Origin of the sequence: Kribbella sp. NPDC050281 (genome assembly GCF_040655855.1) — a bacterium.
Lineage (GTDB): Bacteria > Actinomycetota > Actinomycetes > Propionibacteriales > Kribbellaceae > Kribbella.
The window spans coordinates 60,567-75,082 of record NZ_JBFAKS010000038.1 but is presented as its reverse complement, the minus strand read 5'-3'; the positions used below and the strand labels follow the sequence as shown (position 1 = coordinate 75,082).

12 protein-coding genes are annotated in these 14,516 nt (G+C 67.9%); 7 read left to right on the top strand and 5 right to left on the bottom strand.

Translation table 11 applies throughout. The features are described from left to right. The first annotated feature begins 14 nt into the window (after window positions 1-14). The 5 genes from AB0I34_RS33140 (at window position 15) to AB0I34_RS33120 (ending at window position 4,903) form a co-directional block, all read left to right on the top strand. Window positions 15-1,025 carry a tripartite tricarboxylate transporter substrate binding protein gene (locus AB0I34_RS33140; RefSeq protein WP_360452738.1) on the top strand — a complete coding sequence of 337 codons (1,011 nt, stop codon included), beginning with the start codon at window positions 15-17 and terminating at the stop codon, window positions 1,023-1,025. Further along, window positions 1,022-1,534, top strand: coding sequence for a tripartite tricarboxylate transporter TctB family protein (locus tag AB0I34_RS33135; RefSeq protein ID WP_360452736.1), 513 nt, complete (start codon window positions 1,022-1,024; stop codon window positions 1,532-1,534). The genes AB0I34_RS33140 and AB0I34_RS33135 overlap by 4 nt, the downstream gene beginning before the upstream one ends. Further along, window positions 1,534-3,042 carry a tripartite tricarboxylate transporter permease gene (locus AB0I34_RS33130; protein ID WP_360452734.1) on the top strand — a complete coding sequence of 503 codons (1,509 nt, stop codon included), beginning with the start codon at window positions 1,534-1,536 and terminating at the stop codon, window positions 3,040-3,042. The genes AB0I34_RS33135 and AB0I34_RS33130 overlap by 1 nt, the downstream gene beginning before the upstream one ends. Window positions 3,043-3,055: 13 nt before the next feature. Further along, window positions 3,056-3,499: an EVE domain-containing protein gene (locus tag AB0I34_RS33125; RefSeq protein WP_360452732.1), complete on the top strand. Its 444-nt coding sequence runs from the start codon at window positions 3,056-3,058 to the stop codon at window positions 3,497-3,499. Window positions 3,500-3,577: 78 nt separating this feature from the next. Beyond that, a complete protein-coding gene (locus tag AB0I34_RS33120) occupies window positions 3,578-4,903 on the top strand; it encodes an MFS transporter (protein ID WP_360452730.1) in 1,326 nt (441 codons plus the stop codon). On the opposite strand, the gene AB0I34_RS33115 is transcribed toward AB0I34_RS33120, so the two are convergent. Beyond that, window positions 4,904-5,497, bottom strand: coding sequence for a TetR/AcrR family transcriptional regulator (locus AB0I34_RS33115; RefSeq protein WP_360452728.1), 594 nt, complete (start codon window positions 5,495-5,497; stop codon window positions 4,904-4,906). Window positions 5,498-5,594: 97 nt separating this feature from the next. On the opposite strand from AB0I34_RS33115, the gene AB0I34_RS33110 reads away from it, so the two are divergent. Together AB0I34_RS33110 and AB0I34_RS33105 are read left to right on the top strand one after the other, a co-directional pair. Then, window positions 5,595-6,230, top strand: coding sequence for a VC0807 family protein (locus tag AB0I34_RS33110; RefSeq protein ID WP_360452726.1), 636 nt, complete (start codon window positions 5,595-5,597; stop codon window positions 6,228-6,230). 586 nt (window positions 6,231-6,816) lie between these two features. Continuing rightward, on the top strand, window positions 6,817-8,001 hold the full coding sequence (locus AB0I34_RS33105) for a crosslink repair DNA glycosylase YcaQ family protein (RefSeq protein WP_360452724.1): 1,185 nt from the start codon (window positions 6,817-6,819) through the stop codon (window positions 7,999-8,001). A gap of 68 nt (window positions 8,002-8,069) precedes the next feature. Here the strand turns inward: AB0I34_RS33105 and AB0I34_RS33100 are convergent, their stop codons facing one another. The 4 genes from AB0I34_RS33100 to AB0I34_RS33085 are packed head-to-tail and all read right to left on the bottom strand — an operon-like array spanning window position 8,070 to window position 14,432. Continuing rightward, window positions 8,070-9,314 (bottom strand): MFS transporter, encoded by a 1,245-nt coding sequence (locus AB0I34_RS33100; RefSeq protein WP_360452722.1) that lies wholly within the window; start codon window positions 9,312-9,314, stop codon window positions 8,070-8,072. Further along, on the bottom strand, window positions 9,311-10,669 hold the full coding sequence (locus AB0I34_RS33095) for a GH1 family beta-glucosidase (RefSeq protein ID WP_360452720.1): 1,359 nt from the start codon (window positions 10,667-10,669) through the stop codon (window positions 9,311-9,313). The genes AB0I34_RS33100 and AB0I34_RS33095 overlap by 4 nt, the downstream gene beginning before the upstream one ends. Further along, on the bottom strand, window positions 10,659-11,252 hold the full coding sequence (locus tag AB0I34_RS33090; protein WP_360452718.1) for a YbjQ family protein: 594 nt from the start codon (window positions 11,250-11,252) through the stop codon (window positions 10,659-10,661). The genes AB0I34_RS33095 and AB0I34_RS33090 overlap by 11 nt, the downstream gene beginning before the upstream one ends. A gap of 27 nt (window positions 11,253-11,279) precedes the next feature. Then, window positions 11,280-14,432 (bottom strand): penicillin acylase family protein, encoded by a 3,153-nt coding sequence (locus AB0I34_RS33085; RefSeq protein ID WP_360452716.1) that lies wholly within the window; start codon window positions 14,430-14,432, stop codon window positions 11,280-11,282. Window positions 14,433-14,516: the final 84 nt, after the last annotated feature.

Here is a 14,516-nt window from a genome sequence, read left to right as displayed (position 1 = left end):
AAAGGACTCCGCCGATGAGGTCTCCCCGGTTACTGGTACCGACCGCGGCAGCGATGCTCGCCCTGTTCACCGCGACCGCCTGCGGTGCTACCGCGGACAAGGAGGACAGCGCCGACGCCGGCAACGGCAAACCGGCCACCGGTCTGCGCCTGATGGTGCCGAACACGGCCGGGGGCGGGTACGACACCACCGCCCGGGTGGCGGCGAAGGTGATGGACGACGCGAAGATCGCCACCGGCGTCCAGGTCTTCAACCTGCCCGGCGCCGGCGGCACGGTCGGCCTGCAGCGGACCGTGAACGAGAAGGGCAACGGCAAGCTCGCGATGCAGATGGGCCTCGGCGTGGTCGGGGCGACGTACACCTCGAAGTCGAAGGCGACGCTGACCCAGACCACCCCGTTGGCCAAGCTGATCGAGGAGGCCGGCGCGATCGTCGTACCGAAGGACTCGCCGTACAAGTCGATCGGGGACCTGGTCACCGCGTGGAAAGCGAACCCGAAGGGTCTCGCGGTCGGCGGCGGCTCGTCCCCCGGTGGTCCCGACCACCTGCTGCCGATGCAGCTCGCGCAGACCGTCGGGATCGACCCGAAGGACGTCAACTTCGTCTCGTACGACGGCGGCGGCGAACTGCTGCCGGCTCTGCTGGGCAACAAGATCGCCTTCGGCGCCAGCGGATTCGGCGAGTTCCTCGATCAGGTGAAGAGCGGCCAGGTCCGTGTCCTCGCGGTGACGAGTGAGCAGCCGATCGAGGCGCTGAAGGACGTGCCGACGCTGAAGTCGTCCGGCATCGACCTGGTCTTCACCAACTGGCGTGGGATCGTGGCACCGCCGGAGATCAGTGCCGAGGACAAGCAGGTCTGGGTCGACGCGCTGACCAAGATGCACGACTCCCCCGAGTGGAAGGCCGAACTGACCAAGCGCGGCTGGACCGACGCCTTCGTCACCGGTGACGCGTTCGCCACCTTCCTGACCGACCAGGACAAGGCGGTCGCGGACATCCTCACCAAACTGGGGCTGGCGGCATGACCACCGCCGAGCCTCCTGTAGAGACTCGGCGGGATCGGGCGCAGTACGCCGTGTGTGGGTTCCTGGCTGTCGTCGGTGTTCTGGTGATCATCGACGCGGCCCGGCTCCGGCACATTGCCAACAGCAACGACCCGATCGGGCCCAAGCCGGTCCCGATCGTGCTCGGCGTACTTCTCCTGGTGGTCGCCGCTCTGTACGCCGTCGACGTTGCGCGCGGTGGCACCGGTGCGGCCGAGGAGGGCGAGGACGTCGACCCGACGTCGCCGATCGACTGGCGGACGGTCCTGCTGCTGGTCGGCGCCTTCGTGGTCAACCTCGTGCTGATCGAGCCGCTGGGCTGGGTGATCAGTGGCGGGCTGCTGTTCTGGGGTTCGGCGTTCGCGCTGGGCAGCCGGCACCACCTCCGCAACCTGGTCATCGCCGGGGGTTTGTCGCTGGCAACGTTCTACGCGTTCGCGATCGGCCTCGGTGTGAACCTGCCGGCCGGCGTACTGCAAGGGATCCTGTGATGGACAACCTGAACAATCTGCTGACCGGGTTCGGCGATGTGCTGACGCCGATGAACCTGCTGCTCGCGCTGCTGGGAGTGACGGTCGGCACCGCTGTCGGCGTACTGCCCGGCATCGGTCCGGCAATGACGGTCGCACTGCTGCTGCCGATCACCTACGGCCTCGAGCCGGTCCAGGCGTTCATCATGTTCGCCGGCATCTTCTACGGCGGCATGTACGGCGGTTCGACCACGAGCATCCTGCTGAACACCCCCGGCGAGTCGTCCTCGGTGGTGACGGCGATCGAAGGCAACAAGATGGCCCGGGCCGGACGCGCGGCCCAGGCGCTCGCGACCGCGGCGATCGGGTCGTTCGTGGCCGGGACGATCGGTACGGCGCTGCTGGTCCTGGTCGCACCGCAGGTGGTCAAGTTCGCGATCAGCCTCGGGGCTCCGGACTATCTGGCGATCATGCTGCTCGCGTTCGCCGGTGCCACCGTGGTGCTCGGCGCGTCCCGGATCCGCGGGATCGCCGCGTTGCTGCTCGGCCTGGTGATCGGGCTGGTCGGCATCGACAAGGTGACCGGGCAGGAGCGGCTGACCTTCGGCCTGCCGCAGCTTGCCGACGGCATCGATGTCGTTGTCGTTGCCGTCGGCATCTTCGCGGTCGGCGAGGCGCTCTGGGTGGCCGCTCACCTGCGCCGGAACCCGGGCACGGTGATTCCGGTCGGACGGCCGTGGATGGGTCGATCGGACTGGCGTCGTTCGTGGAAACCTTGGCTGCGCGGCACGGCGTACGGGTTCCCGATCGGTGCGTTGCCGGCCGGTGGGGCGGAGATCCCGACGTTCCTGTCGTACGCGACGGAGAAGAAGTTGTCCAAGCACCCGGAGGAGTTCGGGCACGGTGCGATCGAGGGCGTGGCGGGACCCGAGGCTGCCAACAATGCATCTGCCGCAGGGACGCTCGTCCCGATGCTGGCTCTTGGGCTCCCGACCAACGCGACGGCCGCGGTGATGCTGGCGGCGTTCACGTCGTACGGGATCCAGCCCGGTCCGTTGCTGTTCCAGCGGGAGTCATCGCTGGTGTGGGCGTTGATCGCGAGCCTGTTCATCGGCAACCTGATGCTGCTCCTGCTCAACCTCCCGCTGGCGCCGGCCTGGGCGAAACTCCTGCAGATCCCGCGGCCCTACCTGTACGCCGGGATCATCTTCTTCGCCTCGATGGGTGCGTACGCCGTGAACGCGCAACCGCTCGACCTGCTGCTCCTGCTGTTGCTGGGCCTGCTCGGCTTCACCATGCGCCGCTTCGGCCTCCCGGTCCTGCCGCTGATCATCGGCGTCATCCTCGGCCCGATCGCCGAACGCCAGGCCCGGATGTCCCTCCAACTCTCCAACGGCGACCCCTCCGGCCTGATCGGCGGCCCGGTCTCCTACGTCATCTACGCCGTCATCCTCACCCTCCTCGGCTGGCCCCTGCTGGCAAAGCTCCGCTCCCGCAAAATACGACAAGACGTGTCAGCTATTCAGTAGCACGGTGGAGGACATGATCACCGTGACCCCCGACCACGCCTGGCTGGGCGTCGTCTCCGCCGAGCACACCCGCCGCGCCACCGACCACGGCTTCATCCAGCTCAACCACGGCAAGCGGTACAACCTGAACCGGCTGCGGCCCGGAGACGGCTTCGTCATCTACTCGCCGACCGAGCGGTACGGCGAGAAGCGGCCGCTCCGGGCCTTCACCGCCCTCGGCATCGTCGCCGACTCCGAGCCCTACCAGGCCGAGCCGATGTCGATGGGTGCTCACGGTGTCGTTCGGCCGTGGCGGCAGGCGGTCGACTTCGAGGTGGTCGAGCGTACCGCCCTCGCCGATGTCACCGGTGAGTTGACGCTCACCCGGCAGCCCAACTGGGGCTACCAGCTTCGCCGGGGGCTGGTCCCGCTCGCGGTCGAGGACTTCGAGGTGTTGCGGTCGGTCATGGTTTGTTGATCGAGGCGTGTCAATTTCTCGTCGGGGACTTCGACGTACAGGTGAGAACACGAACTCACCGAGGCGAAGGGCGATCCGATGAGCGCGACAGGGACTGCGGCGAAGTCCAGGACATTCCGGCGGCTGCTGGCGAACACGCTGGTGGCGAACGTGACGACCACCTTCCTGTCGTTCGCGCTGGCGTTCTGGGTCTACCTGGAGACCAAGTCCGTGCTGGCCGCGTCCATCGTGTCCGGCGTGTCCATGCTGATCGGCGCCATCTCCGGCACGATCTTCGGCGCAGTCGTCGACACCCACCGCAAGAAGACGGCGATGGCGCTGTCGAGTGCTATCACCGGAGTCGCGTTCGCGGCAGCCGGCGTGGTGTACGTCGTCGCCGGCGAGCGGACCAGCAACTGGCACGGACCGTGGTTCTGGGCGTTCACCGGACTGATCCTCGTCGGCAGTATCGCCGGCCAACTCCGCAGCATCGCCCTTTCGACGACCGTGACACTCCTGGTTCCCGCGGACCGCCGGGACAAGGCGAACGGCCTGGTCGGGACGGTCAACGGCGTGGCCCACCTGCTGACCAGCATTCTCAGCGGACTCTCCGTCGGCCTGCTCGGCATGGGCGGAACGGTCGCCATCGCCGTCGTCTTCACCGCCGTCGTCCTGGTCGACCTGCTGGTCTCGATCCACATCGACGAGCCGCGGCCCGAGGGGCACCACCAGGCGCGCTTCGATCTCCGCGCCACCTGGCAGACGCTGCGCGGCGTACCCGGCCTGCTCCCGCTGGTGCTGTTCAGCAGCTTCAACAACCTCGTCATGGGCGTGTTCATGGCGCTGATGGACCCGTACGGCCTGAACCTGTTCTCGGTGGAGTCCTGGGGCGTCATACTCGGCATCACCAGCATCGGCTTCATCGCCGGCGGCGCGCTGGTCGCCCGCTTCGGCCTGGGCCGTCAGCCGCTGCGAATCCTGCTGGTGGCGAACGTCGCCATCGCGATCATCGGCATGGGTACGGCGGTCCGCGAGTGGCAGTCGCTGCTGGTCCTGGGGATGTTCGGGTTCATGCTGGTGGTCCCGATCGCCGAAGCGGCCGAGCAGACGATCCTCCAGCGGCTGGTCCCGTTCCAGCAGCAGGGCCGGGTGTTCGGCGTCGCGCAGAGCATCGAGACCGCGTCCACCCCGATCGCCGCCTTCATCATCGGCCCGGCCGCGCAGTTCCTGCTGATCCCCTACATGGAGTCGGCGCCGGGCCGGTCCACCTTCGGCTGGCTGCTGGGCGACGGTCAGGCCCGCGGCATGGCCTTGGCCTTCGTGGTCGCGAGCCTGCTGATGCTGATCGTCGTACTGCTGGCCTTCCTCAGCACCGCCTACCAGCGCCTCAACATCCGGTACGCCGCCGAGCCCGTGCCGGCCTAGTCAGCCGTGCGAGCGCAGGAGCGGCAGGTACACCTGGTCGACGATCTCGACCAGGACCGCGTTCGGCACGGACGTCGCGCCGTTCAACGAGTACTCGTTCCGCAGCAGGTCGACCGCGACCGTGGCGACTCGGGGGGTGAGCGCGGAGGGGTCGACCTCGTCGCGGCTCACCGCCCGGGCCAGGACCTTCAGCCAGACGGCAACACCCGCGCGCGAAGCCTGCTCGCGGAGGTCGCGTATCCGCTCGGGCTCGCCCTGGATGCCCGCGACCAACTCCCGCAGGATCTGCCCCACCGGCGTTGACATCCGGTCGTTGGCCCGCTGGAGGAGGGCCAACGCGTCCGAGCGGACCGAGCCGGTGTCCGGCGCATCCTCGGGGTCGGTCGGCAACATCCGCAGATAGGCGGCGACGCAGAGCGCCCCACGGCTCGGCCAGCGCCGGTAGATGACGTTCTTCGCGGTCCCAGCGCGGGCGGCGACGGCATCCATGGTCAGGCTGCGGAACCCGACCGCGTGCAACTCCTCGATCGTCGCCTGCAGGATCGCCTCGTCCAGCGCCGCGCCCCGGCGGCGGGTCGGCCTTGCGCTTGTCACCCAACCTCCCCTGAGAGATACCCAGAGTATCCCATGACATTCGGCACGTTCCCGCTCATTTCTGTTCGTTTAAGCTACTGACAGTATCTTACTCGGGATGGAGATGACGATGCAGAAGAAGGCAGTCCTGATCGGGTTGCTGTGGGACCTCGGCCTGCCGGCCGCGGTCTTCTACGGCGCCCGCGCGCTGGGGTACGACGTACTCCCGGCCTTGGTGGCCGGTGGAGTGGCGGCTGTGATCCGCGTCGGCTTCGTGGCCGTCGTACGGCGACGGCTCGACGGGCTCGCGGCCCTGGTGGGTGGCACGTTCGCGGTGCTGGTGATCGTGTCGCTGCTGACCGGGGATCCGCGGATCCTGCTGGCGAAGGAGTCGGTCCTGTCCGGCGCGGCCGGTCTGCTCCTGGTCGGTTCGTGCCTGCTCGGCAAGCCGTTGGTCTACACGCTGGGGCGGAAGTTCAACACCGGCAAGCCGGAAGTGCTGGCGCAGTGGGACGAGCGGTGGCGGACCGAGCCGGCGTTCCGCGGGCACTCCATGAAGCTCACCGCGGTGTTCGGCGGTGTGCTGCTGGCCGACGCGATCGTCCGGCTGGTGCTCATCTACTCGCTGCCGGTCGACCTGATGGCGAACCTGTCGCCGGTGCTGCATGTCGCGGCCCTGGCGGTCCTGGTCGGCTTGGCGCTGTGGTACCGGAGCCGTCGGCAACGAGCGATGGAGCAGGCGAATGCGCGGTAAGGGGATCAACTACGACACCGGCGCCCAGTTGGCCGGTGGGTGCACCCGGCAGACGCCGTGGCGCCTCGATGGCGACTAAATCCGCGACGAGGACGAGCAGTCGACGTACTTCCGCGAACTCGTCACGGTCTTCGAAGAGGAGGGCGTCGACACGGCGTTCTGGTTCACGTTCGCCGGTTACAACTTTCCGCACCACCCGGAACCGCGCCAAGACCTGGACATGGCGTCGTACGGCGTCATCCGTCTGAATCCCGACCACACCTGGTCGCGCAAAGCCGTCTTCCACACCCTCAGCACCACCTACTTCACGATGGGAGGAAGATCCCGCGAGTAGGCGACAGACGGGGAATGTGCGGATGGACAGGTAGTGCACCTGCGAGACGCCGTACACACGTCGCAGGCACCGCTCAGGTGCACTACCAACCGCCCGGTACCTCCTGTCCATCTGCACGCCGCCGGATAGGTTCGGGGTATGGGTCGGCGGGTTGTTGGGGATGCGGTGGGGGTTGATGCTGCGCGGCGGATTGCGTTGGGGGCGCAGGGGTTTGCGGGGCGGCGGTCTGCTGGGCGGGGCGACGTACGACAGGTGCGGAAGGCTGTTGGGCTGGCCGGGGTGCTGCAGGTCGACTCGGTGAATGTGTTGTGCCGGTCGCACTATCTGCCGGTGTTCGCACGCGCCGGGGACTACGCACGTACGACGCTCGATCGGATGAGCTGGGGTGAGCCGCGGGAGCTGTTCGAGTACTTCTGGGGACACAAGGCGGCGCTACTCCCGTTGAGCGACTATCCGTTGCTGAAGTACCGGATGCGGGCGGCGGAGCGGCAGGTCTGGGACGCCAAGCTCGACCCGGACGTGACCGCGCCGTGGTCCGTGGTCGTCGGGATGCAGCGGTTGACCGCCGATCGACCCGGGTTCGTCGACGAAGTACTCGCACGGGTGACCGACCAAGGCCCGATCTCCGCCGGCGAGGCGAGCCCGGACGGCGTACGCCGGAAGCGGTCCGAGCCGGACCCCGATCCGAGCACCGGCCGGATGTGGAACTGGCAGGACGCGAAGATCGCCATCGAGTACCTGTTCTGCACCGGCCGCGTGGCGATCGCCGGACGGCGGAACTTCGAGCGCCTCTACGACCTGACCGAACGCGTCCTGCCCGCCGACGTCCTCGCCAGCCCTGCGCTGGACCCCGCCGACGCCCGCCGGGAACTGGTCCGGGTCGCCGCCCGCGGCCTAGGTATCGCCACCACCCGCGACCTCTGCGGCGCCGGTACCGGCCACTACCCGTTGCCCACAGCAACCGCTCGCGAAGTCATCGGCGATCTCGTCGACTCCGGCGAACTGATCCCCGTCCAGGTCGAAGGAATCACCCAACAGAGCTACCGCTGGCACGAGTCCACCGACCGTCCCGTCGACGCCCGCGCCCTCCTCTCACCCTTCGACCCCCTGATCTGGAACCGCGACCGCACCCACCACCTGTTCGACTTCTTCTACCGCATCAGCATCTACACCCCCGCCTCCCAACGCACCCACGGCTACTACGTCCTCCCCTTCCTCCTGGGCGACCGCCTGGTGGCCCGAGTAGACCTGAAATCCGACCGCCCCACCTCCACCCTCGTGGTCCCCACCCTCACCCCCGAACCCAACGCCCCAGACTTCACCGAGGCCCTGGCAGACGAGGTCCGCCTCCTGGCCCACTGGCTCGACCTGCAGCACATCCAGGTGACCGCCAACTCCCCCGCCGCCGTACCGCTCACCCAAGCCCTCAGCAGTTGAGGGTGGATGGCGGCTTTTGTCACCGCTGGCGGTTGATGGGCGCCATCCGCGAAACAACCCGCCAGCGGTCAGCTGACGGACTTCACCTTGGTGACCAGTACGCCGGCCAGGACGGTGACGAAGGAGGCCAGGAGGTAGAGCACCGGGTAACCGCCCAGGTGTTTGACGATGGGGGCGGCGATGGCGGGGGCGAGGACCTGAGGGAGGGAGTTGGCGATGTTGATGACGCCTAGGTCCTTGGCGCGGTCGCGGGCGTTGGGGAGTACTTCGGTGAGCAGCGCGAAGTCGACCGAGAGGTAGACGCCGAAGCCGGCACCCAGGACCACAGCACCGAGGATCGCGCCGGGCCAGGTCGGCCAAACGGCGAGGATGACGCCCGCCACCGCCATCACCACACCGGACCACGTCACGAAGATCTTGCGGCGGGCGGTCCGGTCGGACCAGCGTCCGAAGCTGATCGCCGTCGTGAGGACGCAGACGCTGTAGATCGCGGTCAGGATCAGTACGCCGGTGTCCGCGTCCGAGATCCCCACCTCGTCCTGCAGGTAGTAGAAGAGATACAACGTGCCCAGCGCGTTCCCGACGTTGAACAGGAACCGCGTCAACCACGCCCACCCGAAGTCCGGATACCGACGAGGGCTGATCCAGAACCCCCGCAGGAACGCCCCCACCACCAGCGGCGAACGCTGCAGCAACCGCACATCACCACTGCGCAACAGATAAGGCACAACCGACAGAAACAGAAAGACGGCACAAGCCACATACCCCAGCGCGAACCCACCGAACGCAGCCGCCAGCGCAGTACCGACCAGCGCCCCGAGCACCTGTGAGATCGCGACCCACCCACCAACAACCCCACGCTGCGCGACCGGGACCCGATCCGGAACGGTCGCAGTGATTGCCGCAAGCAACGCATTCCCGAACAGCTGCACCAGGCACCACCCGAGCAGCATCAATCCAACAGCCCGCGAGTCCGCCAAGATCAGCAACCCGGCAGCCCCACCGACAGCCCCGGCCAGCACCCACGGCACTCGCCGCCCATGCCGCGACATCGTCCGGTCGGAGATCGCCCCGAACGCCGGATTGGCGACCACCGACACCGCGGCCCCGACGCCGGTCACCAACCCGAACACGAACTCCTTGTTGCCCGGAGCAACCGCCTCGGACTGCTGCGCCAGCAGCACCTGGATCGGCCCGAGCCACGCGGCGAACACTCCCACGTTCGCCAGTACGACGGCCGACGTCCACCCGGCCCGGACCCGCACGGTCGGCTCCGCCAGCGCGGCGGGCACGACCCCGGGCTCGGGAATCATCCGCGGCCGATCACGTCACGGAACCAGTGGTACGACGCCTTGGGCGTCCGCTCCAGCGTCTCGAAGTCGACGTGCACCAACCCGAACCGCTGCGAGTACCCGGCAGCCCACTCGAAGTTGTCCAGCAACGACCATTGGAAGTACCCGCGGACGTCGATCCCGTCGTCGATCGCCTCCTTCAACGCCCTCAGATACCCGTCGAGGTAGTCGATCCGCCGCTGATCGCTCACCACCCCGTCGACCGGTTCGTCGTTGATCGCGCACCCGTTCTCGGTGATGTAGAGGGGCGGCAGCCGATCGCCGTACCGGTCCTTGAAGGTCCGCAGGATCTCGCCGAACGCCGCCGGAACCACCGGCCACCCGAAGTCCGTGGTCGGGTACCCAGTCAGCTGCCGCGGCTCGAACGGCAACCCGGGCGGCAGCAGGATCCCATCGGTCGCCGCCGTATCAGCCTGCCCCGTCGCGGCGCCAACAGACACCGGCGAATAGTGATTGATCCCGAACCAGTCCAACGGCGTCGAGATCACGGCCAGATCCTCCGCAACCGGCCCCGGCATCGCCGCCTCGAACCCCGCCGGATAGGCACCGAGCAGCACAGGATCGGCGAACAGCCAGTTGATCAGATTGTCGTAGAGACCGGCCGCCTCCTTGTCCTCGACACTTTCGCTGGCCGGCCAGGTCGGAGCGTGGTTGCTGGCGATCCCGATGTACGACGCGCCGCCCGCCCGCAATGCCTGTACGGCGCGACCATGCGCGAGCAACTGGTGATGCGCGACCGGGAGTGCGTCGAAGAGCAGTTGCTTCCCGGGCGCGTGCGCACCGAGGGAGTAGCCCATCAACGTGAGCACCATCGGCTCGTTGATGGTGATCCACATCGGCACCCGGTCCGCGAACCGCTCGGCCAGCAGCAACGCGTATTCCGCGAAGCGATCACAGATGTCGCGGGACAGCCACCCACCCGCATCCTCGAGCGGCTGCGGCGTGTCCCAGTGGAAGAGCGTCGGCGCCGGCTGGATCCCCGCCCCCAGGAGTGTGTCGATCAGCCGGTCGTAGAAGTCCATCCCGCTGGCCACGGCCGGCCCGGTCCCCGACGGCTGGATCCGCGACCAGGAAAACGAGAACCGATAGGTGTCCACCCCGAGCTCCCGCATCAGCGCGACGTCCTCGGCGTACCGGTGGTAGTGGTCGCAAGCGACCGCGCCGGTGTCGCCGTTCAGGATCCGGCCCGGCTCCGCGCAGAAGGTGTCCCAGGTGGAGGGGCCGCGGCCGCCCTCGGCCACGGCTCCCTCGATCTGGTACGCCGATGTCGAGACCCCCCAGCGGAAGCCGGGTCCGAAAGACAGGTCAGCTGTCACTCGCATCATCCTCATCGGGTGTGGCGTCCTGCGGGCGCGGCGGCTCGTCCTGCCGCACGATGACCGCCGTACCGTAGGCGGCGACCTCGCTCATCGTGTTCGCGATCTCGTTGCAGTCGAACCGCATCGCGAGGATCGCGTTGGCGCCCATCTGCTGCGCCATCTGGCACATCCGCATCACCGCGACATGCCGCGACTCGGCCAGCATCTGGGTGTACTCCGGCACCTCGCCACCACCGAGCGACCGGAAGCCGGCGGCGAAGTTCGACCCGAAGTCGCGACTGCGCACGGTCAGCCCGAAGACCTCGCCGAACACCTTGTCCGCGGTGTATCCGGGCAGGTCGTTCATGGTCGAGACGAGCACCGGGTACGGCGATCCCTGCGGCGCGACGTGCGGCGCGTTCTGCTGAGCCGGCTGGTAGTTGCCAGGAGCTTGTCCGTACCCGGGCTGCTGCCCGTAGCCCTGCGGCGGCGGGCCCTGCTGATATCCCTGCTGCTGCGGCGGGGCGTACCCGGGCGGCGGACCCTGCGGGTAGCCCTGCTGCGGCGGGTATGGCTGGTTCGGAGGAAAGTTCTGGTTCATGCCCTCATCCTGACAGGCCTGGAGTTGTCATTGTCTGAAGACCTGCAGCTCGTAGAGCGAGTACCCGTACGACGTCCCGCGCTGCGTCCCGGTCACCCGCACATATCGCCCAGGAACCGCCCCGAACCGAACCACGTCCTCCCCGCCGTCACCGCTTGCCGTCGCATAAACCTGCTGCCAGGTCGTCCCGTCCCGTGACACCTCGATCCGGTACGCCTTCCCGTACGCCGCCTCCCACCGCAGCACCACCCGGCCGACCGGCTGCTCGTTGCCGAGGTCAACCTTCAGCCACTGCGGATCGGACCAGTTGCTCGCCCAGCGCGTGGTCAGCTTCCCGTCGACCGCCTGCGCCGGCGGCGAGTTGAACAACCCGGACTCGTGACTGCTGGCGGTTGCCACCTTCCCCAGCGCCAGGTTGCTGACGTCGTCACCCCGCCGCGCCGGGAACTCGACCACCTGCTGGTAGGTCGGCCTGTTCACCCAGGCAATGCGGTCCTGGGTGATGCCGCCCATCGGGTTGTGCGCGATCTGATCGGCACAGAACTGGTCACCCGCCGAGCAGTCCGCAGTGGCCGGATAGGTCGTGGCGGCCGGGACCTTCGTTGCTGCCAGCAAAGAGTCCGCCAGCACCTGGCGGCAGGCAGCGAGCAATCCACCACCGCAGAACGTCACCGGTTGCGGCGTCTGCACCGGATCGCCGAGTACCTTGCGCAGGTCGCGCTGCACGAAGCCCCACCATCCGCTCTGGAACGCGGATCCCTGCGCACTCGGGCGCTCGTCGATCTTCAGGTTCGCGACCAGAGCGCCGTACAGGTCGGGGCCGAGGTGCTTGAACTCCGCCGGGACCAGCAGCGGCCACCACGCGTCCAGGATCCGGATCGCGTCGGCGTGGTCGTAGGTCTTCGACGAGGCGTTGGGCGTCTTGCGGTGACTGCCGGCCGCCTCCCACGCCGCGAGCTTGGCGACCGCGTCGGCGACCGCCGGATCCGTGATCGGCGCGCTCTTCAGGACCCGGATCAGGTACGGCAGCACCTGGTCACCGCGGAGGTCGACGGTGGCCGCGTCCTCCATCGCCTCGACCAGCTTGCCACGGGTGAACTTCTGCCCGTTGTCGATGACGGCCTTGATCCGGTCGTCGAGCGGCTGGCTCCGATAGACGGAGTTGTACCCGAACTGCCCGTCCGACGCGGAGAACCCGGGCGCCTGCTTGTTGTTCCAGCTGGTCAGGTAGTCCTGGTTGACCACCTGCGGGTGCTGCGCGGCCGGGGTGTAGGTCGCCCGGTTGGTGGCCGGATTCCAGCCCTGCCACTCGTACGAGCTCCACGTCGGCAGGTTCGGATCGCCACCGGCCGCGCGGACCGGGTTGTCACCGGAGTTGAAGTACGCGATCGACGACTTGTCGGTGTAGAACCAGTTGAACGTGTAGCCGATGTTGCTCGCGGCACTCTGGAAGTCGGCCGCCGAATGGATCCGGTCCGGGTCATTCAGCTGCATGAACCCGAGCGCGGAGCCCGCCTCGTTGCCGTACGTCGACCGGTTCTTGGTGAACACGACCGGCCGTCCGCCGACCGTGCCGCGGTGCGTGACGATCCCGAACTTGGTGCGCAGGGCAACCAGCGTGTACGACCCGGCCGGTTCGGACGAGCCGAGGCTGGAGTACCACTCGTTGTGCCGCTCGAGCCGTTCGATCGGTTGGCACTGACCGCGGAACTCGTAGTACTGCGAGTCCTTCGTCGGCGTCCCGCCACCCGGCTCACACAGCGGTACGGCGAACGTGTCGGTGATGTCCTGTCCCGCGGAAGTAGCGCTCCAGGAGTAGTCGGGTCCGCGACCGATCAGCGTGTAGAAGTTCAAGCCGGCGAACGCGATGCCGCGTGAGCTGACCCCCGGTCCCTGCAGCTCCTGACGCATGAGCAGCTGCGGAGCGAAGTACCCGGTCTGTGGACCGTAGACGGCGACCGGATTGCCGCTCGCGGTGTGTGCTCCGGAGACGAGCAGAGCGTTCGACATGCCCTTCTTGCCAAAGCCTTCGGGGAACAGGCCACCGTCGAAGATTCCGCGCAGTGCCTCCGAACCCGCGGGGGCCGGTTTCGCCGCCTTCCCCGAAGCGACGGTCTGGTTGATCACCTCGGGCTCGGGCGTGACCGAGCCGCGGTCCGGCAGGGCGCGACCGGCGGGGTTCGGACCCGTCTCGCCGTACGGGAAGGTCGTCCCGTTGTGCACCGTCGTACTGGCTTCCGGGTCGTTCTGCGAGCGGAACGACTCCCAGACCTTGGTGCCTTCGGCAACGCCGTACTTCGCCTGCGCCTCGAGCAAAGCCAACGCGGAGTTGACCTCCTGGCCGCCGCCGGTGCCGAAGATGCCCGCCACGACGGCCGCGGTGGCGACCACGTCGGTCACCTTCCACGGCTGGGTCGGCCAGTCGAGGCCGAGCGCGACATACTCACCGGGGTAGGCGATTCCGACGGTGTTGATGTAGTTGTTCACCCCGTCGACCCAGGCCTGGATGTCCTGCTGCATCTTCACGCCGTCGGCGCCGTACAGTTCGTCGGCGTCGTCGTACTGCCGCTGCAGATCCACCTCCGTGTACGGCGCGGTCCGCCAGAACTCCTGCTCGAAGGCGCGATTCGCCGCCGCGCCACCCGCGAACGGGGTGAGCTGACCGCGGCCGAGATGCCGGAACACGTCCATCACGAACAGCCGGTCCTGCGCGCCGGCGTACCCGGAGCCGAACATCACGCCCTGGCGAGTGGTCCCGGTGATGTGCGGGACGCCGCGCGACTTGTCCCGCACGATCGTGACGTCCGACCGCGGGTGGATCGTGCTCGCCACGTCGTTCGGCTGCACCCCGAACGAGGCGTCGTCGTAGTACGGCGCGAGGCCGTCGTCGGTCATGCCTTGCGAGTTCCAGACCAGGTCCTGGTACGGCTTCAGCGAATCACTGAAGTGGGGCGGACGGACGCCCAATCCCTTGAAAAGAAGGAGATCCGTGAAGGTGGCGTTGCCGTTCTGACCGGGCGGAAGGATGTCGCGACATTGCCCGACGCAATAGTCGGTGGGTGTGGCGGCCACTGCTTCGGGCTTGGCCTGACTCGGCGACGGTAGGGCAGCCAGCACGGCGGTGACGGCGACTGCGGCGGTGATCGTACGAAGGTGGGTTCGGCGTGCGGGGCGGGGCACAAGAAGCCTCCTCTGCTCAGTAAAACTGAGAATGACTCACCAGTAGGTTTCGGGTCAAGATCTTGCGCTCGGGGTCTCGCCAAT

Bases quoted from the DNA above. Each gene is read 5' to 3' on its own strand.
- AB0I34_RS33140 (WP_360452738.1), top strand. From the start codon at position 15: ATGAGGTCTCCCCGGTTACTGGTACCGACCGCGGCAGCGATGCTCGCC.
- AB0I34_RS33135 (WP_360452736.1), top strand. From the start codon at position 1,022: ATGACCACCGCCGAGCCTCCTGTAGAGACTCGGCGGGATCGGGCGCAG.
- AB0I34_RS33130 (WP_360452734.1), top strand. From the start codon at position 1,534: ATGGACAACCTGAACAATCTGCTGACCGGGTTCGGCGATGTGCTGACG.
- AB0I34_RS33125 (WP_360452732.1), top strand. From the start codon at position 3,056: ATGATCACCGTGACCCCCGACCACGCCTGGCTGGGCGTCGTCTCCGCC.
- AB0I34_RS33120 (WP_360452730.1), top strand. From the start codon at position 3,578: ATGAGCGCGACAGGGACTGCGGCGAAGTCCAGGACATTCCGGCGGCTG.
- AB0I34_RS33110 (WP_360452726.1), top strand. From the start codon at position 5,595: ATGGAGATGACGATGCAGAAGAAGGCAGTCCTGATCGGGTTGCTGTGG.
- AB0I34_RS33100 (WP_360452722.1), bottom strand. From the start codon at position 9,314: ATGATTCCCGAGCCCGGGGTCGTGCCCGCCGCGCTGGCGGAGCCGACC.
- AB0I34_RS33090 (WP_360452718.1), bottom strand. From the start codon at position 11,252: ATGAACCAGAACTTTCCTCCGAACCAGCCATACCCGCCGCAGCAGGGC.